The following is a 22009-nucleotide window of genomic DNA, read 5'->3' on the forward strand; positions in this document are numbered from 1 at the left end:
AGATATGAGAAAGAATAGAAAAAAGCGGTGGGTAGAAAGTTTTATTGGTAAGGTTTTTATCATCTGCCTGCTGGTGTTTACTATAGGGAATTTTTTGGTCCCTAATCAGAAAAAATCTGAAGAAGAAAACCGAATGCTTGCGCCTAAACCGAAACTGACATTTAGTAGTTTGATATCAGGGAGTTATATGCAGCAATTCGAAAGGTATCAGTCCGACCAGTTCCTGGGAAGAGGCGGATGGAGGAAGCTGAAGGTGACTCTGAACCGTTTGGGAGGAAGCCGGGAGGAGAACGGCGTATTCATCGGGAAAAAGGGGCAGCTTCTGGAAGATATTGCAGTTCCTGACCGTGAGGCGCTGGAAAGCAGCGTGACAGCAATGAAAGAATTTGCTGAAAATTATTCTGATATACCTGTCAGTGTTCTTTTAGTGCCTGATGCAGCAAATGTAATCCGCAGCAGCCTCCCTTCTCTGGCTGAGGTGGCGGACCAAAATGTGAGTATCGCCCAGCTTAAAAAGGAACTGGGAAATTCTGTGCAGTGGATAGATGGGGTTCAGGCGCTGAATGAGCATAAAAATGAGAGGATATACTATAAGACAGATCCTCACTGGACATCGCTGGGGGCATTTTATGTTTTTGAGGAGGCAGCCGGCATCCTGGGAATCACAACAGATTTTTCTAGCGGTTATGCATCTTATCCTATCACAACAGATTTTAATGGGGCATTGGCTTCAAGAAGCGGATGTGAGATGAATGTAAAAGAGGAAATTTCTATTTATGTCCCAAAGGACACAGACAATGATGTTGTTGTCAACTATGTAGATGAGCAGAAAAAGACTACTTCCCTGTACGACTTGGAAATGCTTCACACCCGGGACAAGTATGGTGTCTTTCTCAGTGGAAATACGTCTGTGGTTGATATTAAGACAATGGCCGAGAGCCGGAAAAAACTGTTGATAGTGAGAGATTCTTATGCCAATTGTTTTGTACCTTTTCTGACACCTTATTTTCAGGAAATTGTTCTGGTTGATCCAAGGTATTATTCAGGAACGGTTCAGGACATCATGGAGACATATCAGATTACGGATGTTTTGTTTTTATATAGTGGCAACTCGTTTTTTCAAGATAATAATATAAATGGAGTATTGAGCAGTGAGTAATCGTATAAAACGGGAATTTGAGCAAAAAAAGGAGCCTGTCAGGCTGAATAAGTTTTTAAGTGAATCAGGGATATGCTCCCGGCGGGAAGCTGACCGCCTGATTGAAAGCGGAAAAGTGACAGTTGACGGCAGACAGGCTATGACAGGGATGAGAGTATCTCCGGGACAGGTCGTGAAAGTAGGGAACAAACGCGTGTCCCGGGGTGATGAAATGGTGGTGCTGGCAGTAAATAAGCCTGCCGGAATTGTCTGTACGGAGGAACGAAGGGAACGTAACAGTATTGTACGTTTTTTAAACTATCCCATCAGAGTTACTTATGCAGGCCGCCTGGATAAAGATTCCAGGGGGCTGCTTCTTATGACGAATAATGGGGATATCATCAATAAAATGATGCGTGCAAGGAACCAGCATGAAAAAGAGTATAAAGTGACGGTTGATAAAGCGATAACACCAGATTTTCTGGAGAAAATGTCTTCAGGGGTTCCAATACTGGACACAGTAACAAGACCTTGCGATGTGAAGAAGCTTGGAAAATATACTTTTTCTATTATATTGACCCAGGGGCTGAACCGGCAGATACGCAGAATGTGTGAGGCACTGGGATATCAGGTAAAAGATTTGGTTAGAACTAGAATTATGAATATCGAATTGGGAAGAATAAAAGAAGGGGAATACAGAAAACTGACAGACAGGGAACTGGACGGCCTCTATGAACAAATCAAGGACAGGCAGGGGAGTATATATGGCAGATAAGAAAAAAAGAATGCAGGAGCTGGTGGAACTCCTGAACCGTGCACGCCGCGCTTACGAGCAGGAAGACACGGAGATTATGAGTAATTACGAATATGATAAATTATATGATGAACTTTTGGGACTGGAACAGGAATTGGGAACAACTCTTGCCTCCAGTCCTACCATTCATGTGGGGTATGAGGTGCTAAGCGAGCTGCCGAAAGAGCGTCATGAGCGTCCTATGCTTTCCCTGGATAAAACGAAAGATGTGGAGCGGCTCAAAGAATTTCTTGGGAGGCAGAAGGCGGTAATCTCCTGGAAGCTGGATGGACTTACAATTGTACTGACTTACAGGGAAGGAAAACTGCAAAAGGCAGTCACCAGAGGAAGCGGTGAAGTAGGAGAGGTCATCACAAATAATGCCAGAGTATTCAAAAATCTGCCGTTTCATATACCATACAAGGGGGAGCTGGTTCTGAGGGGCGAGGCCGTTATTGGATATCAGGATTTTAAAAAGATTAACGAAGAAATAGAAGATGTGGATGCAAAGTATAAGAATCCACGAAACCTGTGCAGCGGTTCTGTGCGTCAGTTAAACAATGAAATCACAGCGAAAAGGAATGTCCGTTTTTTTGCCTTTACGCTGGTAAACGGACCTGGAATTGACTTTCACAATTCCAGATATGAGCAGTTGGAATGGCTGGAAGAGCAGGGCTTTGAAGTGGTGGAACATCATCTTGCAACCATAGAAAATATAGAAGAAGAAGTCGCATGGTTTGCCGGGAAAATTACAGAAAATGATTTTCCGTCAGACGGGCTGGTTCTGGTTTATGATGATATTGCCTATGGACAATCTCTGGGAAGCACATCAAAATTTCCAAGGGATTCCTTTGCCTACAAATGGGCGGATGAAATAAAAGAAACAAAGCTCCTGAAAATCGAGTGGAGCCCGTCACGTACCGGCCTGATTAATCCCATAGCGGTTTTTGAGCCTGTTGAGCTGGAAGGGACAACGGTCAGTCGTGCCAGTGTTCATAATATTAGTATTATGGAGGACCTGGAGTTGGGAGTGGGTGATGAAATCCGGGTTTACAAAGCAAACATGATTATTCCTCAGATTGCGGAAAACCTGACCCGCAGCGGAGTGCAGGATATTCCCTGCTCTTGTCCGGTATGCGGAGGTGATACGAGAATTTCTATGGAAAATAATACGAAAACCCTATATTGTGCAAATCCAGGGTGCCAGGCAAAACAGATGAAATCCTTTGCTCTCTTCGTCAGCAGAGATGCCCTGAACATAGAAGGGCTTTCAGAAGCTACACTGGAAAAGTTCATTATCAGAGGGTTTATAAAAGATTTTTCGGATATTTTTCATTTAGACAGATATGCAGAGGAAATCAGGACTATGGAAGGCTTTGGCCAGAAGTCCTATGAAAACCTGATTAAAAGTGTGGAGCATGCCAGGGATACCACACTTCCAAAACTAGTATACAGCCTTGGAATTGCAAATATTGGACTTGCCAATGCAAAGGTCATTTGTAAAGCATTGGATTATAAGCCTGACAGGCTGCTTTCTGCCACCGTGGAAGAGTTAAATGAGATTTCGGGTGTAGGCGGTGTGATTGCCCAGAAGTTTGTGGATTATTTTGCAGATAATGAACACAGAGAGCAGTTTAAGCAGCTTTTAAAAGAGGTTCATATCCCGCAAGAAGAAACTCAAAAAGAAGAACAAATATTTAAAGATATAAATTTTGTTATAACTGGAAGTGTGGAACATTTTTCCAACCGGAATGAAGTGAAAGAGGTTATCGAGGCACGGGGAGGCAAAGTGACAGGCTCCGTAACCTCTAAAACCAATTATTTAATTAATAATGATGTGCAGTCTGCTTCCTCGAAAAATAAAAAGGCGAGGGACTTGAACATTCCAATTATATCGGAAGAGGATTTCTTGAAAATGTTGGAATAAGGGAGAAAAATGGGAAATGCTTTAGAAAAAGTTCATTTGTATCTAAAACCCAACTATATTATAATATGAGTTGTATCTATTCAGAAGCATGAACAGTTACTATGAGTTATAGTTCTGCCTTACGAAAGAAGGCTTATGACGGAGCTGTAACTTGTATATCATACGGAAAGAAGGGAGAACTATGTCAGATAAAGATTTTATAATAATAGAGGAAGCAGAAAATAAAGAAGAAAAAAAAGATATAATCGGAGACCTTGTAGAAGAAGATGATTATACAAACAAAAAGAAGGCAGAGGTTACTGCTCATAGTGATGATGAGGAGGATGGTTATGAAAAATACTGCCTTATTTGTCATCGTCCGGAAAGCTCTGCCGGCAAGATGGTTGATTTGCCTAACCATATCACAGTTTGTTCCGATTGTATGCAGAAAAGTTTTGATGCAATGACCAACGGTTCTGTTGATTATAGTAAGCTGATGAATATGCCCGGTGTACAATTTTTGAATTTGTCAGACTTGGAAAATTCGGTACCTAAGAGCCAGAAGATAAAGAAGAAAAAAGAAAAGCCGAAGTCGTTCCGTACATTGGATATTAAAGAGATTCCTGCACCCCATAAAATCAAAGCCCAATTGGATGAATATGTAGTAGGTCAGGAATATGCAAAGAAAGCAATGTCCGTAGCGGTATATAACCATTATAAACGTGTTGCCACAGATACAATGGATGACATTGAGATTGAAAAATCCAATATGCTGATGATAGGACCCACCGGAAGCGGGAAAACTTATCTGGTGAAGACCCTGGCGAAGCTTTTAGATGTGCCTTTGGCAATTACAGATGCTACTTCCCTGACAGAGGCAGGATACATAGGTGATGATATTGAGAGTGTTGTATCCAAATTGCTGGCTGCTGCTGATAATGATGTAGAGCGTGCCCAGCAGGGAATTATTTTTATTGATGAGATTGACAAGATTGCAAAGAAAAAGAATTCTACTCAAAGAGATGTAAGCGGAGAGTCCGTACAGCAGGGAATGTTGAAGCTGCTGGAAGGAAGTGAAGTGGAAGTTCCGGTGGGAGCAAACAGCAAGAATGCCATGGTTCCGCTGACTACGGTGAATACAAAGAACATTCTCTTTATCTGTGGAGGTGCATTCCCGGATTTAGAAGAGGTAATCAGGGAAAGGCTGTCCCGTAAAACTACTATGGGATTCAATGCAGAACTGAAAGATAAATATCAGAAAGATAAAGAAATTTTGTCCAAGGTGACAGTAGAGGATTTGAGAACGTTTGGAATGATACCGGAGTTTATCGGCCGTCTGCCTATTATCTTCACACTCAAAGGGCTGAATAAAGAGATGCTCATTCAGATATTGAAAGAGCCAAGGAATGCAATTTTAAAACAATATAAAAAGCTTCTTGCCCTTGATGAAGTAAATCTTGAGTTTGATGACGGGGCGTTGGGAGCTATAGCAGAGAAGGCCATGAAGAAAGATACCGGAGCCAGGGCACTGCGGGCGATTATAGAAGAATTTATGCTGGATATTATGTACGAAATACCAAAAGATGACAGCATCGGACAGGTAACCATCACCAGAGAATATATTGAAGGAACCGGAGGACCGGTTATACAGTTGAGAGGTCAGGAGATTCCGTTGTTACATTAAAAGGGGATAAGAGCGCCCTGGTACATTGAAAGGGAAGTAACGGGGTAATCACACTGGAAGATAAGCTTGGAAAGGGGCGGACAGCATGAAGCAGAATTTGGATTTTGAATCTTTGGAAAAGAACTTGATAGATGTAATTGCAGAGTCTCATATTAAACTTGGATATACAAAAAGTTCCATGGGGTTTTATTATCCCTTGGAATCGCTGAACCGCCTTTTAGATTCAGAGTTGTCCTCCGCGGATATGGAAAAAGCGCTGCAGGGATTTTGCGAATTTGCAGAAGCCAGGCTGGGGAAGGCATCTTATTCCCGGGATAACATCCGTTTTTGTATCCTGATTCCTGCAGAGGGTGTGGAATATGTACATGAAAAAATAAAAGACACTGGATTCCTAAGAGAATTTATTGAAGGAATCCAGTGCCATAATTGTACTATTGAAGATATTTTAAAGATTTTTTCTCATTATTCAGAACATGTGAAGTGTGAAAAGCTGGATAACGGGGAGTTTGATTACCTGCTGTACTTCGAAGATGGTGTCCCCGATACTTATCGTTACTGTGTTAAGTTTGAGGGCGGACACATTACGTATCACCGCTTTACACAAAAAGACTATGGGGCATTAGGGTTTTGATCAACACAGCACAGCATTTTGTGTGTTCCTCATTTCATTGATTAACCTGGTAATTTCGCGTTGTAAGGTGTGCCCATGTAAGTATCACCGCTCTGCAATTCCTCTAACATCTGGGCAAGCCTTCTTTGCCGGGTTTCCTCACGTTTTGCATGGATTATCCATCCAATGTAATCATTCCGCTGATAAGACGGCCTGAGCCGGTAGCGCTCCCATAATCCGTTCGCATCAAGGGCGGTAATAACAAAGTTTGGAATATCATAGATTTGTCTCGTCATTTTCTCCGTGTTAATATCAGCATTTGATTTCTTCTTACTATCAATCTGTTTTCCACTTCCTTTAACATGTGATACGCGCCAACGTGTAATGTCGGCAATAAGTTCGTAGTCAACAGGCTTATCATACGGAAAGTGTATTGCACCTTTTGTCCTGTGATATCCGGCAAGGCGCTCTTCAAAGGGATTAAGCGACAGATCACCAGGATAAATACCGAGATGTTTCTTAAAGGCAGCAAAATGAATAAGGTTTTCCTCTTGCCAGAAAGTTGGCATACTCCAGGAAATCTTTTCTACAGCATCCGGCGCAGCAGTGCGGATAGTTTCACGTACTTTTGCAAGAATCGGGCGCACTTGTTCTGGATGTGCTTTGATGTACTCGTCAATGGTTTTTGGGGCTTCCCCACAGAAGTGATCCTGGTTCATATTCTTAAATTCTCGTTTGCACTTTGGACATTGCCACATATGCTCATCTCCCTTCCTTTTTTCGATTGGCTGGAAAAAATCGAGTAAGCCAGCCATGTTTCGGCATTTCCTGATATTTTCCCCTAATTTCAGAATTTAATTTGTATTTATTTAATTATACTTGAAATTAAAGGTAAAATCAAATCATAAAAAACAAAAGAATGTCTCCTTTATAAGGCCATCTCACGGGAATGCCGCCGTCAAATCTCAGGTTTTGAATTGGACTTGCGAAATAAATGCCGAAAACTGATGTGAAATTTTAAAAAACTGTAAAATAAATGCCAAAAACCAGGATAAAATTGCCGATTTAGTCCTGTTTTGTTGACAAGACTGATGTATAGGGATAAACTGTAAATATAGATTATTTAAGATTAGTTTTATATTTGTTATTATAAATAAAATATATAATTTAAGAATATTAGAGGATTAACCAGATGGAAAGATATATTGACATGCATTGCCATATACTTCCTGGAGTGGATGACGGAGCTGCCAGTGTTAAAGAAACAGAGGAGATGCTGCAGATTGCATACGATGAAGGAATACGCTGTATGATTGCGACTCCGCATCACCACCCTCGCAGAGGACGTGAGCATCCTGAGGTGTTGAAAAAAAGGCTGATTCTTGTACGTAAGATAGCGCAGCAAATTGATGAGAAGTTCCGCATTTACCTGGGTACAGAAATTTATTTTGGACAGGACATTGTGGATAAGTTGAAAAGGGGCAGTGTTTTAACGATGAATAAGCGCGATTATGTTCTCGTTGAGTTTTCCCCATCAGATAGTTTTAACTATATACGGCAGAGTCTTCAGCAGATACAGATGTCAGGATATCAGGTGATTCTTGCCCATGCCGAAAGATATTATTGTCTCACAGAAGACGTTGAGTTGGCCAGGTATATCTGGGATATGGGAGTTCATATCCAGATAAATGCAGGAAGCATAATAGGAGAAAGCGGAAGGAAAGTAAAACAGTTTGTAAAAGAACTGATGGAGCAGGATATGGTATTCGGAATAGGGACTGATGCCCACAGCCCCAACAGCCGCGCTCCACGAATGAGAAAGGCGGCGGCCTATGTGAAGAAAAAGTATGGAGAAGATTATATGAGGAGGATTTTTTTCAGCAATGCAGCAACCTTGCTGAGAAAAAGAAGAGAGAATGAGCCAGAACACAATGATGAATCCCGAAATTGATAATGATGAAATAACAATAGACCTTACTGAGTTATTTATGGTAATATGGCGGAAATTACATTTAGTAATATTAGCAGGAATTGCCGTGGCAATGGTCGCATTTATCGGAACAAAGTTATTTGTTACACCTATGTATACTTCAGTTACCAAGGTTTATGTGCTGTCTAAGCAGGATGCAAATGCAAGTCTTACATACAGCGACCTCCAGACAGGAACTTCCCTGACAAAGGACTACATGGAGCTTGTTAAGAGCCGTCCGGTGCTGGAACAAGTTATTGCCATATTAAATTTGGATATGAAATCAGAAGAACTTGCAGATGCCATTACAGTAGATACGCCCCAGGATACTCGTATTCTTAGAATATCTGTTGGAAATGAGAATCCTAAAACGGCAAAAGAGATTGCCGATGCGGTGAGAGAGTCTGTCAGCATACAGATTACAGAAATTATGGATGCAGATTCAGTGAATACTGTTGAGATTGGAAATCTTCCCACAGACCCTTCATCTCCGAGCGTATTAAAAAATATGATAATCGGCGGCATGCTGGGCGTCTTGATTACAATTGGAATTATCGTATTGATTTATATTTTGGATGATACAATCAAGACACCAGAAGATGTAGAGCATTACCTTGGAATGAATGTGCTGACATCAATTCCCATCCAGGAAGGTGTCAAGAGGTCCAAAAAAGTAAAAGGACTGTCCGCAAAGCAATTTGCGAAGAGCATGAAGAGGTAGAGTGAGGAGAGACTTGAGATGCAGGAAATTGTTTTAAAAGGAATGAAAAAAGATTACAGGAGCAATGAGGCGTACAAAACCCTTCGTACCAATATTGAGTTTTCCGGAGCGGATAACAAAGTAATTGTACTCACAAGCTGTACTCCAAATGAAGGGAAAAGTACAGTATCCCTGGCATTAGCCTCTTCTTTGGCAGAGGCAGGGAAACAAGTGTTATTTATAGATGCCGATTTGAGAAAGTCTGTATTAATCGGGCGTCACAAAGTAGGAGGGACAATTAAAGGCTTGTCCCATTTTCTTGCAGGTCAGGCTCCGGTTGGTGATATTGTGTATAAAACACAGGAACCGGGACTTGTTGTTGTATTTGCGGGGGTTGTTCCGCCAAATCCGGCAGAGCTTTTGGGACAGAACCGGTTCGAATCTCTGATTGACAGCGCAAGAAAGGTCTATGACTACATCATTATAGATGCTCCTCCTTTAGGAAGTGTTATTGACAGTGCAATTATCGCAAAGCAGTGTGATGCGGCTATTATGGTGATTGCAGCGAACACAATCAGCCACAAATTTGCAAAAGTGGTAAAAGAACAGCTGGAAAAATCAGATTGCCCGATTCTGGGTGTTGTGATGAATAAGGTTGATATGAAACAGAACAAGTATTACGGCAAGTATTATGGGAAATATTACGGAGAATACGGGAAAAAATAGGAGACACACAATATGAAACAGCGGTTACTTACAGTTATGTTGTTGATGGTCTGCATCGTTTTGGGTGTCATCGGATTTTTCTTGTATGTGGGCCAGGACAAACGACCTCCTGAGATTAGTTTGGAGGAAATGAACATTACATATCGTGAGGGTGATAACTATGATGTCTTAATGAAAGGTATCAAAGCTAAAGATAACCGGGACGGCGATTTAAGCGATAAGGTTTTTGTAGACCGCATTATCCCTACAGAAAGTGGAAAAGCAGTTGTATACTATGGTGTTATAGATAGTAATAAAAATGTAGGAACTGCCACCCGGATTATTACATATATGATGGATGCCCAGGCAGATAAGAATGAAGATGTGGATGCATCGGATGATGATACGGAAAACGAGACACAGCCATCTGAAGAAAATAAGAAGCAGGAAACAGCTTCTGACGAAAAGAGGCTGACACCGGAAGGAGAGGCACCTGTCATTGCATTGAATACGGATCATGTTACTATTGCGGCAGGAAGTGAATTTGATCCTTTAAGTGCTGTACAAGATGTTGCCGATACAGTAGATGGCGCAGACACATTATCACAGCAAATTTCTGTGGAAGGTGAGTATGATATCTATACACCCGGTGACTATAATTTGAGCTACTATGTAACAGATAGTGATGGAAATACATCAGAAGTGATGACACTTACCCTGACCATACAATAAGAAGGAGAAGATACTTACATGAATACAAGAAAGAAAACCCTTCATATGGGCGGGAAGCTATTGACTCTATTGCAGCTGGTTCTTTCAGCAGGTCTTCTGGTAGTTACCTGGAACAGCGGCGTACTGCCGATGAAGTATATCGTGATACTGTCTGTTGTAATGCTATTGTTATTCGGAGTTACTTTTGGGCTGCAGTATTTAAATAATAAAGTATATATCCTGGGTATTGTATTGAGCATTATTATCAGTGCAGGCATGGCAGTAGGAATTGTTTATATGCTAAAAGCGGATAAGCTCATGAAGGATGTTGGCGGTGCTACCTATAAGACCGATAATATGATTGTAGTAGTAAAAAAGGACAGCCCTGCAGCAAATCTGCTGGATGCCAAGGGCTACCGTTTTGGGATACAGACAGCAGTAGATCAGGAAAATAACAAACTGATGCAGAAGGATATAGAAAGAGCTATAGGAAAAGAAATTAAGGTAGAAGAATATTCCACATTGGCGGAAGAGGCAGAAGCACTTCTAAAAGGAAGAGTTGAAGCAGCCATCTATAATGAAGCGTTTTCAGGGATTATAGAAGATGCAGTGGAAGGATATTCAGATCAGGTAAGAATATTGTATCAATATGGAATTGATACAGAACTGGAACAGGAAGAAAAAAATATTGAAGAGCCATTTAATATTTACATCAGTGGAATTGATGTAGATGGCCCAATTACAACAAATAGCAGAAGTGATGTTAATATTATCATGACTGTAAATCCAAATACAAAGAAAATCCTGCTGACAACAACACCCAGGGATTATTATGTAACAATTCCAGGCGTCTCCGGAGAACAGAAGGACAAGCTGACCCATGCAGGCATTTATGGAGTGGATGTTTCCATGAATACACTGGAGAGTATCTATGGAATAGATATTACGTATTATGCGAGGGCAAACTTCACCTCCCTGATAAGTATTGTAGATGCTTTAGGCGGAGTTGATGTGAATTCTGATTATACATTTACAACCACACACGGAGGATATGAAATTCAACAGGGTATAAATCACATGGACGGTCCAACAGCACTGGGATTCGCAAGAGAAAGATACAGCTTTGAAGAAGGAGATAATCAGCGGGGGAAAAACCAGGAGGCTGTTCTTACCGCAATTTTACATAAAGGTATGTCACCCGCAATTCTGACAAAAGCAAGTCAGATTATTGCAAGTGTAGGTGATAGCTTAGAAACAAACATGACTCAGGAAGAGATAAGCAAATTCATCAATATGCAGCTTTCCGCTGGATCTTCCTGGACCATTGAGTCTGTGGCAGCAACAGGGACAGGCGATAATCAGCCTTGTTTTTCTTCCGGAGATGAGATACTGTATGTAATGAACCCAAATGAGACATCTCTGCAGGAGATTTCGGAGAAGATGAAACAGATAATAGCGGGTAACTAATATCTGAAAGTTACGCCAGAATGGGGGAGAGCTATGTATCAGAATATTGTAAAGGGTTGGACAAAGCATTTAGACTTTATGATATTGGACATTCTATGTCTGGAAGGAGCGTTTCTTATATCCTATATTATAAGAAACGGAAGTCTGGAAAATGGGCTTTCCACACATTATCAGTACATGATTTGGGCGATAATAGTGGCAAATATTCTGGCTGTATTTTTCATGAACAGCTATGAAGATATTATCCGACGGGGATATATGGTCGAGATAAAACGGACATTATCTCACTGTGGGTTTGTAACCCTGGGCTTGATTGTATGGATGTTCAGCTTTAAGGAGTCCAGTTCATATTCACGGCTTGTTGTGTTGGGCATGTATCCGGTTAGTGTATTTATCGTGCTGGTGGTTCGGTTGTTTTGGAAGCGCGTTATACGTATGAGGATACGCGGCAAGAAGAAAATGCGGCGAGTTCTGATTATATCTACCGAGGGAAGGATAGAAGATACCATTGAAGGGCTTCTGCAGCCCTACAGAGATTACCAGCTAAATGCATGCATTCTTTATGATACATCTGATAAGGTTGGCACGGAAATCAAATACGTGCCGGTTGTGGCAGATAAAGAGCACATGATTCAGTATATTCAGGACAATATCATTGATGAGGTATTTATTGATTTGCCTGAATACGAAAAACAGGCTGAGAGATTGATGGGAGTCTTTGTGGGCATGGGATTGATTGCACATGTTAATCTGGCACGGTTTACCCCAAGTGCCGAGAATAAGATGATACAAAGATTTGCCGGGTTTATGGTTCTTTCCTCCGGGATGAAGTTCGCCACACCGCGGCAGTTATTTTGCAAGCGTTTTCTGGATATTTGCGGAGCATTGGTTGGGCTCGCTGCAACTGGAATTGCCTTTCTTATATTTGCTCCGATTATAAAAAAACAGTCCCCGGGACCTGTGTTTTTTTCTCAGGAAAGGGTTGGGAGAAATGGGAGACATTTTAAAATATATAAGTTCCGCACCATGTATCCTGATGCTGAAGAGCGGAAGAAAGAATTGATGGCGCAGAATAAGATGAATGGATTAATGTTCAAAATGGACAATGATCCGCGAATCATACCAATAGGACACTTTTTGAGAAAGAGCAGCATTGATGAATTCCCACAGTTTTGGAATGTATTGAAGGGAGACATGAGTCTGGTAGGAACCAGGCCTCCTACAGTTGATGAATACGAACAATATGAACTCCGGCATAGAAAGAGACTTGCTATGAGACCTGGATTGACTGGGATGTGGCAAGTGAGTGGGAGGAGCAATATTGTGGATTTTGAAGAAGTCGTGACGCTGGATGCCAAATACATAGCGGAATGGACACTTGGATTGGATTTAAAGATTATTGGGAGGACGGTGTTAATAGTGTTGGGGCAGGAAGGAGCTGCCTAAGTGGTGGTTTTGAATGATATGGAGAGTGAAATGAGAGGGATGTAATTCATGTTAGAAAGTAAAGATTATTTTAAAATTACGATGCTTGGATACAAGCGTAACTTTTTTTATAAGGAGGCAATAGAAGCCATTATAGAAAAGCAGTGCACCAACATGATGTTAAAAGGACAGCAAGAAGTTGATACAAAATAAAGATTAAGCCTGCGAGTAGATTAAGGTCTATTACAGGCTTTATGTAGTTAGGCAAGTCTTAGAAATGGGAATTTATAATAGGGGAAAAGAAATAGATGGCAAATAAAACAAAATGAATTGTATCACTAGTGCTAAAGCTATGGTAGGGATAACTTTGGAAGATATTGATTTCGCAAGAGGTTAGATGATTTATGATAAGTTGAATGGATGAATACATGTCAATCTTGGTGTTCATGAATGAGAACAAAATGAGTGTTACTATTTATAAGTATTTGAATAATTCTAAACTGATGTTGATAAAGAATTTCAACTTATTAGCTTGCGATAGTTAGAATGTAGAAAAGTATATTTATAAGAATCGCAGCCAGGATAGTTCAGGCACTATATTCATTGCATAAGGTGAGAATACGCAGGTTGGAGAGAGAATTTCGAAGAGCGATGACTATGAATTAGTAGATTATTATGAGGGAAAAGAGCTGTCGGAAAAGTTATATTTGCTTATGGTACAATATGGACAGGGCATATTATGAATAGGGCATAATAAGGATTTGGCATAATAGGAACAAGGAGGTCAAAGGCTGATAGGCTCTAGGTTTCTTTCTTGTTTCTTACCCGAGAAAATGAACAAAAGTGCAAATAGAGAAAGGTAGTTATGAAATGAAAATATGTTTAGTTGGATCAAGTGGAGGACATCTTACTCATTTATATATGTTAAAACCATTTTGGAATCAAAAAGAGCGGTTTTGGGTCACTTTTGATAAAGAAGATGCACGGAGTATTCTAGAAGGAGAGAAGATATATCCGTGTTATTTCCCAACCAATAGAAACATAAAAAATCTAATTTGTAACACGTTTGTAGCGTGGAGAGTGCTAAGAAAAGAAAAACCGGATATAATCATATCGTCAGGCGCAGCAGTTTCAGTTCCTTTTTTTTATCTAGGAAAGTTATTTGGAGCAAAGTTAATTTACATAGAAGTTTTCGATAGAATAGATAAACCTACTATGTCTGGAAAAATTGTTTATCCAATTGTTGATAAATTTATTGTACAGTGGGAAGAGCAAAAACAGGTTTATCCCAAAGCTATTAATTTAGGTAGTATTTTTTAAGGAGAGAATAGTATGATATTTGTTACGGTTGGAACACATGAGCAACCATTCAATCGATTAATAAAAAAAATTGACGAATTGGTTGAAAATAAAATTATTGTTGAGGAGGTTATTATACAATCAGGGTTTAGTACATATACCCCCAAATATTGTGTGTGTGAGAAACTATTGCCATATAAAACAATGGTCGAAAATGTTAAAAATGCACGAATTGTTATTACGCATGGGGGACCTGCATCATTTATTATGCCATTGCAAGTAGGTAAAATACCGATTGTTGTTCCAAGACAGTATGAGTTTGATGAGCATGTTAATAATCATCAAGTAGAGTTTGCAAAGGCCGTAGCAGAATGTATGGGCACAATTATTCCAGTTTATAACATAGATGATTTGAAATCCATTATTATCAATTATGATACAATGATAGAAGCAATGCCAACAAAAATGAACAGTAATAATTTGGCTTTTAACGCTCAATTGGAAGAAATAGTCAACAACCTTATGAAGTAATATATGTGGATATACCAGAGTGTTTTACAAAGTAATATTGCAGTATGTGCTAATAAGTATGAAGATGGGTGAATATAAGATGATAAAGGTACTTGTTATTTCTAATGATTTGAGATTGCATGGGATTTCTAATGTAATTATGAATTACTATAATTATATAAATCCTCAAATTGTTCAGATGGATATAGCAGTGGGTGAACCGGCAGATGAAAAATATCAAAAAGAAATTAAAGAGAAAGATGGTAAATTATATATATTGCCATCTAGAAAAAAAGAATCAAAAGATTATTATCAAAAATTAAATCAGATAATGAAAAATGGTAGTTATGATATTGTGCATGTTCATGGAAACAGTGCTACTATATCAGCTGAATTGTTTTTAGGATGGATAAATAGAATTCCAGTTAGAATTGCTCATTCACATAATAGTACATGTAACAATGTAAAGATTCATAGACTATTAAGTCCAATTTTTAATAAATTATACACACATGGTTTTACTTGCAGTGAAATCGCTGGGCAGTGGATGTTTGGTGATAGAAAATTTGAAATAATAGAAAATGGATTTAACACTCAAAAGTTTATTTACTCGACAAACAAGAGAAACTTTTATAGAAATGAATTGCATATTGGAAATCAGTTTGTAATTGGTCATGTAGGCTTTTTTAATGAACAAAAAAATCATAAGTTTTTGATAAAAGTCTTTGGAAAAGTATTAGAGAAAAATCCTGATTCAAAATTATTATTAATTGGCGGTGGATACAAAAAAAGAGAGATGGAAAACCTAGTGGATGGTTTAAACATTACAGAAAATGTAATATTCTATGGTGAATCAACTGATGTTGAAGGCATTATGTCAGCAATGGATTGTTTTGTGTTTCCGTCACTATTTGAGGGATTAGGAATAGCATTATTAGAAGCTCAAATTAATGGATTGCCTTGTGTGGTATCTGACGTGGTGCCTCAAGCAGCGTGTATTAGTAATGAATTTTACTCCATGTCATTGAATGAGGATTCGTTAGATAAATGGAGTGACGTGATATTAAATTGTTGTTTAAGTGAGAGTCAGCGTGGTAACTTTATCGAGAATAATAAACAAAGGATTAGAAAGTATGATATTATAAGTCTTTCAGAGCAGTTAGAAAACTTATATATGAAATGTGTTGAGGAAATATAATGAAAATAGCAGGTTTAACTTGGTGGCGAAATAATTATGGTTCAATATTGCAAGCATACGCACTTCAAGAGTATTTAGGTACAATTGAAGGGGTGGATTATAAAATTTTGTGCCAGTATGGAAAAAAAATCGCTTCTGTGGATAATGTGATAGATAAATTTAAAAATATAGGCATTATTCCTTCACTTAAGAGAGCTTATTGGAAATTTGGTCTTAAGGGATTAAGAGAACGAAATAAGTCAATACAGGAGTTTGTCGATAATCATTTAATCATATCTAAGAACCAGTATAATGAGGAAACAATTCAGTATGCCAATGATGAATTTGATTGCTTTATTTGCGGAAGCGATCAAATATGGAATCCAGCACTTACAAGTGTAAAAAGTATGTATTGGCTACAATTTGTTAATGATAACAAAAAACGGATTGCCTATGCTCCTAGTGTAGGTGTTGAAAAATTCTCTGATGATGATATGGAAGTGGTGAAGGATAACTTAAGAAAATTTGAATCTATTTCATGTAGAGAAGATAGTGGAACAGTTGTTTTGAACAAATTGTTAGAAGATAATAAGTGTATAACAGTACTAGATCCAACACTATTAGTAGAAAGAAGACTTTGGGATTCTGTATGTTCAAAGCGTAAGACTTCAGAACCATATATATTTGTATATTTGCTACGTGGAACAAAAAAACAAAGAAAATTTATCGAAGAATATGCTAAAAGAAATAAAATGAAAATAATGACAATGCCATTTTTAGATACAGAGCATATAGAAATTTATGATTACAAATTTGGAGATGAAAAAATATGGGAAGCATCGCCGGCAGATTTCATTAGTATGATACGATATTCAGAATGTGTTTTTACAGATTCATTTCATTGTATGGTCTTTAGCTGCTTATATCATAGGAATTTTTATTCGTTTCCTAAAATTGGAGTTGCTCAATCAAATAGAATTATAGATTTGCAAAAATCGTTATGTATTTCAAATAGAATTATCTCAGATGATATGGATTTTGATGATATTGATTCTCTTTCAAAGATTGACTGGAATAATGTTGATTCAATTATAATAAACAAGAGAACTGAATCGGCGAACTATTTGCGAAAGGCAATATTAGGGTGATAATGATTTTACTGAAAGAAGAGGTAAAAAGATGAGACTGTTGTTTGTTACAACATTTTATTATCCAAATATGCAAGGTGGGGTTGAACAAGTGGTGAAGCGTTTAGCAGAATCATTGGTTTGTGAAGAAAATTGCATTGCTATATACTGTGTTGATTCTTCTGAAAATGAGACAAGAATTGATTATTATAATGGCATAAAAATATATAGATGCTCTGCACATGATTTTCATTTGTTTAAATTTAGTTACGATAAAAAAAATATAGGGAAAATAGAAAAATTACATCAGAAATTACTTTGCTATTATAACCGAAAAGTAAAAAATGATTTTCTGACAGTATGTGATGAATTTAGACCAGATATAATACACACACACACATTGTATGGTATTGTACCAGCAATATGGAAATGCGCATATAAGTTGAATATTCCAGTGGTTCATACAATTCATGATTTGGCGCCGGTTAGTCCAGTTCAGTACGGACATAAGGCAAGTGTACTAATACGTACATTTCACAAAATGTATATGAATTATTATTCTTCATATGTTCAAGCAGTAACAGCTCCATCATGCTATACATTAGAAACCTCATTAAAAGCAGGTTGTTTCGCAAATGCAAATATAACAGAAGAAATAAGTAATGCAATTGATATTGACTTGGAATATCTAAAAAAATTAATAGCAGAAAAGAAACGAAGAGAGAGCAATATTATTAAATTTGTATTTGCAGGTCGTTTGGTATATTTTAAGGGAATTAAGAGCCTGATTAATGCTTTTTTACATGCTGATCTGCAAGCAGAGTTACATATTTGTGGTTCTGGAGAATTATCTCAGTTTGTTACCACCTGTGCAGAAAGGGATTCAAGAATTATATATCATGGGAAACTGAATAATGAGGAGTTATATAAGGTGTACCAAGAAGCAGATGTTATGATTGTTCCATCGGAGTGGCCTGAACCCTTTGGAATGGTTGTTATTGAGGGCAATGCAAACGCATTGCCAGTTATAGCAAGTAATTGTGGAGGAATACCTGAAATAATGGACAGAATTGAAGGTGGAATTTTATACGAACCTAGCAATGAAAATGAATTGATTGAAGCTTTTACAAGGTTTTCTAACCGTAAGGAGTATTCTATATATTTTGATACCATATTAAAGAATATTAACTTCTACGAATTAGGAAAGCAAATAAATGATTTTAAAACGTTGTATCAATCTTTGATGGAAAGGTAAAATTAATGGTGTTATCTTTAAAAATAAATAAAAAGGCAATAATGGTTTCATTGTTAATTTTGCCTTTTATCTTACCAGATATATTTACAAGAAATGAAACTATTGGTTCAGTAGTTCAGATTTGGAAGATAATGGCGGGAATTTGGGCGATATATAGAATGATTTTTAGCAAAAAGATTGCAGTGTTTCCAATTATACTTACAATGTTTTATGGCTCAGTTATTATTAGTGGTCTATGTCATGGGATTTTTATAATGTCAAATTTTACTGGATTAGCTTTATTATGGATCTTTTTTTATCTTACATATACGCCAGAGATACGTATGGTTTTTTATAAGGTATATTTAGATTTGATGAAACTTCTAATTTATGGAAATTTCTTGAGTATGATTCTTTTCCCTAATGGTTTATATGCATCATCTGTGTATCAAGAAAACTGGTTATTAGGATATAAAAATATTTTTGTTATTCAAATAATTCCGGCGTTAACAATTCTCTTTTTATCGTATATTGAAAAAAAGGAGAAAATAGACTGGAAGGTATACCTATTAATTGTAGTTTCACTACTATCTATGATAGCTTCTTTTTCTACAACGGGCTTGATTTGTATTCTTGTTTTTATTATAGGAGTTATTTTAATCACAATGAATAAGTTCCCTAAATGGCTTGGAATTACGAACTCTTTTGTTGTTTATATGATACTAAATATTTTTTTAATTGATGGAACATTGCTTGAAAAGTTAGGAAATATCATAACAGGTGTTTTGCAAAAATCCTTGACGCTAACAGGACGTACAGCTATTTGGAAATCTGCAATTAAACAAATTAGTAAACACTGGTTGTTTGGGGGCGGTAGAATAAATTCGGATGCTTTTGCACTAGGGTTTAGAATAACACATGCACACAACCTATTATTGAATTTTCTTTTACTTGGAGGAATTATTTGTATTGCTCTATTAATTATAGCTTTTGTATACATTGATAGAAAAAGAAAAAAATGTCAAGATAACAGAATTGATATAGTGGTTTTCATGATGATGATTATTTTCATTATGGGATTTTCAGAATCTTTGCTTTTAGGAAGTAGTATAATTTTTCCAGTTTTGATTTTAGGAGACAATATTTTATCAAACGGGAAAAAGTCGTATTTAGTTAGTATTGAAAAAAGTTACAGAAGGGAATATAAAAAAAATGAAAGTCGGGTTATGTACACCTTATAAAATATTGAATTATGGAACTAAACTTCAGGCTTATGCAGTTCAAAAAAAAATTGAGAGCCTTGGTTTTGAGGTGGAAATAATAAATTTTGTACGGAGAAGTGATTTACGTCCTAATAAATTAGTTCACAGGTATTTTAATTCTGAATTTGTTCATAACAAATTACAGAAAAGAAATCTTAAGCAAATCGAAAATGAAAAATACAAGCAAGGTATAGTAAAAAGGCTAGATGCAATCAATAGTTTTGATTCGACGCATTATAACGTTACTAAAACAATCAAAGGGTTTAGTGGACTAGTGAAGGTGGCAAAAGAATATAGTGCTGTAGTATGTGGAAGTGATCAAATTTGGCTTCCCTCTAATGTATATAATCCAACCGTCACGTTGGAGTTTGCCTCAAAGGGGTGTAAGCGTATAGCGTTCGCACCTAGTTTTGGAGTGAATAATGTTCCACTAAATACAGAAAAAGAGTATATAAAATTTTTGAATGCTATGGATTTTATTTCAATAAGAGAAAAACAAGGTCAAGATATTATTAAAAAGTTGATTGATAAAGAAGTACCTGTTATATTAGACCCTACTCTATCAGTTGAAAAAAAAATATGGGAAGAATTGGCGAGTACAGGTAGGAAGCTTACTAATGAAAAGTATATTTTTTGTTATTTCTTGGGTTCAAATCGAAAACATCGAGAATATGTGAAAAGGTTAGCTGAAAAAAACAAATTAAAAATAGTTACTTTGCCACATTTTATCGAATATAATGAAGCTGATGATGCATTATCTGATTATCAATTCTATGATGTTACACCATGTGATTTCCTTCGATTAATTAGAGATGCATCTTATGTGTGTACTGACTCATTTCATGCAAGTGTCTTTTCTGTCCTTTTTAAGAAACAGTTTTATACATTTGAGAGATTTGCATCGATAGAATCCAATTCAACAAATTCGAGAATATATTCGCTTTTAGAACAACTGGGATTGGAAAAACGGTTAATTGTTGATTTAGAACAAGATAATACATCTTATTTAAATGAAAATGATTATCAAGAAGTATATAATAAATTAAACGCATTAAGAATTAATACAGATACATATTTAGAGAATGCATTTAGTGATATTAAAAAAGTAAAAAAGAAGAAGGGTTTTACTGTACCGGAAGATATAAATTGTTGTGGATGCTCTGCTTGTGCGTCAATATGCCCAAAAGGTTGCATAAAAATGATATTAAGACAAGAGGATGGTTTTCATTACCCAGTTATAGACAATATGGATGCCTGCATCAATTGTGGATTATGTAATAAAGTGTGTCCAAACAAAGAAGAAAAAAACATCCTTCACTCATTCCGTGAAGCATATTTTGCGATGTGCACGGATGATGAAATTAGGAAAGCTAGTTCATCTGGAGGAATATTTGGTACAATTGCAGAGTATATTCTTGAGAAACAAGGGTACGTTTGTGCTGCAAAATATAATAATAATTTTAAAGTTTGCCATTCAATTATTTCTGAAAAGGACTTATTGCCACAGTTACTCGGATCAAAGTATTCGGAAAGTGATTTGGAAGATAGCTTTGTGAAAATAAAAAAATTATTGGATGATGATAATACAGTTATGTTTTGTGGAACACCATGTCAGGTCCATGGTTTAAAATCATTTCTTCAAAAAGAATACAAAAAATTATTTTGTGTCGATTTATTATGCTATGGAATACAATCACCAAATGCATGGGAAAAATATCTTAATGAAATGAAAAAAGAAGATCAAATGATATCTTACATTAATATGCGAGATAAAAGCAATTCTTGGCAAGATTATTCAATGAGTATAAAATATGATGATGGTTCTAGGTATTTGGGAGAAAAATCGAAAGATATGTATTTAAAAAGTTACACAGAAGGTTTGTTTTTGCGCCCATCATGCTATTCATGTTCTTTAAAAGCATTTCCTAGAAGCAGTGATCTTACAGTTGGTGATTTCTGGGATATTGATGCTATTTGTAGAGAAAAAAATGATCATATAGGTGCAAGCATTGTTATTCCACAATCAGAAAAAGGATTGGCCTTTATTGATAAGATGAAACAGGAAGGAAATATTGTTTCAGAACTAGTAAATATGAGTCGTCTCGATAAAGAACATCCGCTGTTTTGTCTATCAGCAAAAAAAAATAAAAAAAGTTTAAAATTCTATGAAATGATAAATAATGAAAAATGTTCATTCAGTAAAGCTGTAGTTTTAAATGCACCATCTAAACTAGAGACAAATGCGAGAATTGTTGTACGGGCATTAAAGAAAAAACTTAGATTGAGGTAGTT

At 37.1% G+C, this 22009-nt stretch carries 20 protein-coding genes; 19 read left to right on the forward strand and 1 reads right to left on the reverse strand.

The genetic code is table 11. From position 1 onward, the window contains the following. Positions 1–4: 4 nt before the first annotated feature. The 5 genes from A8805_RS04945 to A8805_RS04965 all read left to right on the forward strand — a co-directional run bounded on the left by A8805_RS04945 (position 5) and on the right by A8805_RS04965 (position 6152). Entirely contained in the window at positions 5–1159 is a 1155-nt protein-coding gene (locus A8805_RS04945) for a DHHW family protein (protein WP_109709093.1), read from the forward strand. Beyond that, on the forward strand, positions 1152–1913 hold the full coding sequence (locus A8805_RS04950) for a pseudouridine synthase (protein ID WP_109709094.1): 762 nt from the start codon (positions 1152–1154) through the stop codon (positions 1911–1913). Before A8805_RS04945 ends, A8805_RS04950 begins: the two co-directional genes overlap by 8 nt. Further along, positions 1903–3858, forward strand: coding sequence for an NAD-dependent DNA ligase LigA (gene ligA, locus A8805_RS04955; RefSeq protein WP_109709095.1), 1956 nt, complete (start codon positions 1903–1905; stop codon positions 3856–3858). The genes A8805_RS04950 and ligA overlap by 11 nt, the downstream gene beginning before the upstream one ends. Positions 3859–4039: 181 nt before the next feature. Then, a complete protein-coding gene (gene clpX, locus A8805_RS04960; RefSeq protein WP_109709096.1) occupies positions 4040–5521 on the forward strand; it encodes an ATP-dependent Clp protease ATP-binding subunit ClpX in 1482 nt (493 codons plus the stop codon). Between the two features lie 85 nt (positions 5522–5606). Then, positions 5607–6152 carry a DUF3877 family protein gene (locus A8805_RS04965; protein ID WP_109709097.1) on the forward strand — a complete coding sequence of 182 codons (546 nt, stop codon included), beginning with the start codon at positions 5607–5609 and terminating at the stop codon, positions 6150–6152. A 41-nt stretch (positions 6153–6193) separates the two neighbouring features. Here the strand turns inward: A8805_RS04965 and A8805_RS22825 are convergent, their stop codons facing one another. Further along, positions 6194–6946 carry a DUF1801 domain-containing protein gene (locus A8805_RS22825; RefSeq protein ID WP_109709098.1) on the reverse strand — a complete coding sequence of 251 codons (753 nt, stop codon included), beginning with the start codon at positions 6944–6946 and terminating at the stop codon, positions 6194–6196. Between the two features lie 377 nt (positions 6947–7323). Between A8805_RS22825 and A8805_RS04975 the strand changes: the two genes are divergently transcribed. The 14 genes from A8805_RS04975 (at position 7324) to A8805_RS05035 (ending at position 22007) form a co-directional block, all read left to right on the forward strand. Then, positions 7324–8082: a CpsB/CapC family capsule biosynthesis tyrosine phosphatase gene (locus A8805_RS04975; RefSeq protein ID WP_109709099.1), complete on the forward strand. Its 759-nt coding sequence runs from the start codon at positions 7324–7326 to the stop codon at positions 8080–8082. Further along, on the forward strand, positions 8048–8821 hold the full coding sequence (locus A8805_RS04980; protein WP_109709100.1) for a YveK family protein: 774 nt from the start codon (positions 8048–8050) through the stop codon (positions 8819–8821). Before A8805_RS04975 ends, A8805_RS04980 begins: the two co-directional genes overlap by 35 nt. A gap of 18 nt (positions 8822–8839) precedes the next feature. Then, positions 8840–9526, forward strand: coding sequence for a polysaccharide biosynthesis tyrosine autokinase (locus tag A8805_RS04985; protein WP_109709101.1), 687 nt, complete (start codon positions 8840–8842; stop codon positions 9524–9526). A gap of 12 nt (positions 9527–9538) precedes the next feature. Next, entirely contained in the window at positions 9539–10237 is a 699-nt protein-coding gene (locus tag A8805_RS04990; protein WP_109709102.1) for an immunoglobulin-like domain-containing protein, read from the forward strand. Positions 10238–10255: 18 nt separating this feature from the next. Continuing rightward, a complete protein-coding gene (locus A8805_RS04995) occupies positions 10256–11683 on the forward strand; it encodes an LCP family protein (protein WP_242992276.1) in 1428 nt (475 codons plus the stop codon). A 33-nt stretch (positions 11684–11716) separates the two neighbouring features. After that, positions 11717–13129, forward strand: coding sequence for a sugar transferase (locus A8805_RS05000; RefSeq protein WP_109709103.1), 1413 nt, complete (start codon positions 11717–11719; stop codon positions 13127–13129). 48 nt (positions 13130–13177) lie between these two features. Further along, complete coding sequence (locus A8805_RS22030; protein WP_181392738.1) at positions 13178–13321, forward strand: hypothetical protein; 144 nt, start codon at positions 13178–13180, stop codon at positions 13319–13321. A gap of 657 nt (positions 13322–13978) precedes the next feature. Continuing rightward, positions 13979–14428 carry a PssD/Cps14F family polysaccharide biosynthesis glycosyltransferase gene (pssD, locus tag A8805_RS05005; protein ID WP_109709104.1) on the forward strand — a complete coding sequence of 150 codons (450 nt, stop codon included), beginning with the start codon at positions 13979–13981 and terminating at the stop codon, positions 14426–14428. A 12-nt stretch (positions 14429–14440) separates the two neighbouring features. After that, positions 14441–14938, forward strand: coding sequence for a glycosyltransferase (locus tag A8805_RS05010; RefSeq protein WP_109709105.1), 498 nt, complete (start codon positions 14441–14443; stop codon positions 14936–14938). A gap of 64 nt (positions 14939–15002) precedes the next feature. Further along, positions 15003–16115: a glycosyltransferase family 1 protein gene (locus A8805_RS05015; protein WP_207657674.1), complete on the forward strand. Its 1113-nt coding sequence runs from the start codon at positions 15003–15005 to the stop codon at positions 16113–16115. Next, positions 16115–17242 (forward strand): polysaccharide pyruvyl transferase family protein, encoded by a 1128-nt coding sequence (locus tag A8805_RS05020; protein ID WP_109709107.1) that lies wholly within the window; start codon positions 16115–16117, stop codon positions 17240–17242. Before A8805_RS05015 ends, A8805_RS05020 begins: the two co-directional genes overlap by 1 nt. A 31-nt stretch (positions 17243–17273) precedes the next feature. After that, the gene (locus tag A8805_RS05025; protein WP_109709108.1) at positions 17274–18476 is read left to right on the forward strand and encodes a glycosyltransferase family 4 protein; all 1203 of its coding nucleotides are present in this window, start codon (positions 17274–17276) and stop codon (positions 18474–18476) included. A 5-nt stretch (positions 18477–18481) separates the two neighbouring features. Further along, positions 18482–19696 (forward strand): O-antigen ligase family protein, encoded by a 1215-nt coding sequence (locus A8805_RS05030; protein WP_109709109.1) that lies wholly within the window; start codon positions 18482–18484, stop codon positions 19694–19696. Next, a complete protein-coding gene (locus tag A8805_RS05035) occupies positions 19635–22007 on the forward strand; it encodes a polysaccharide pyruvyl transferase family protein (RefSeq protein WP_207657675.1) in 2373 nt (790 codons plus the stop codon). The genes A8805_RS05030 and A8805_RS05035 overlap by 62 nt, the downstream gene beginning before the upstream one ends. Positions 22008–22009: the final 2 nt, after the last annotated feature.

Origin of the sequence: Faecalicatena contorta, from assembly GCF_003149105.1 — a bacterium.
Classification (GTDB): domain Bacteria; phylum Bacillota; class Clostridia; order Lachnospirales; family Lachnospiraceae; genus Muricomes; species Muricomes contortus_C.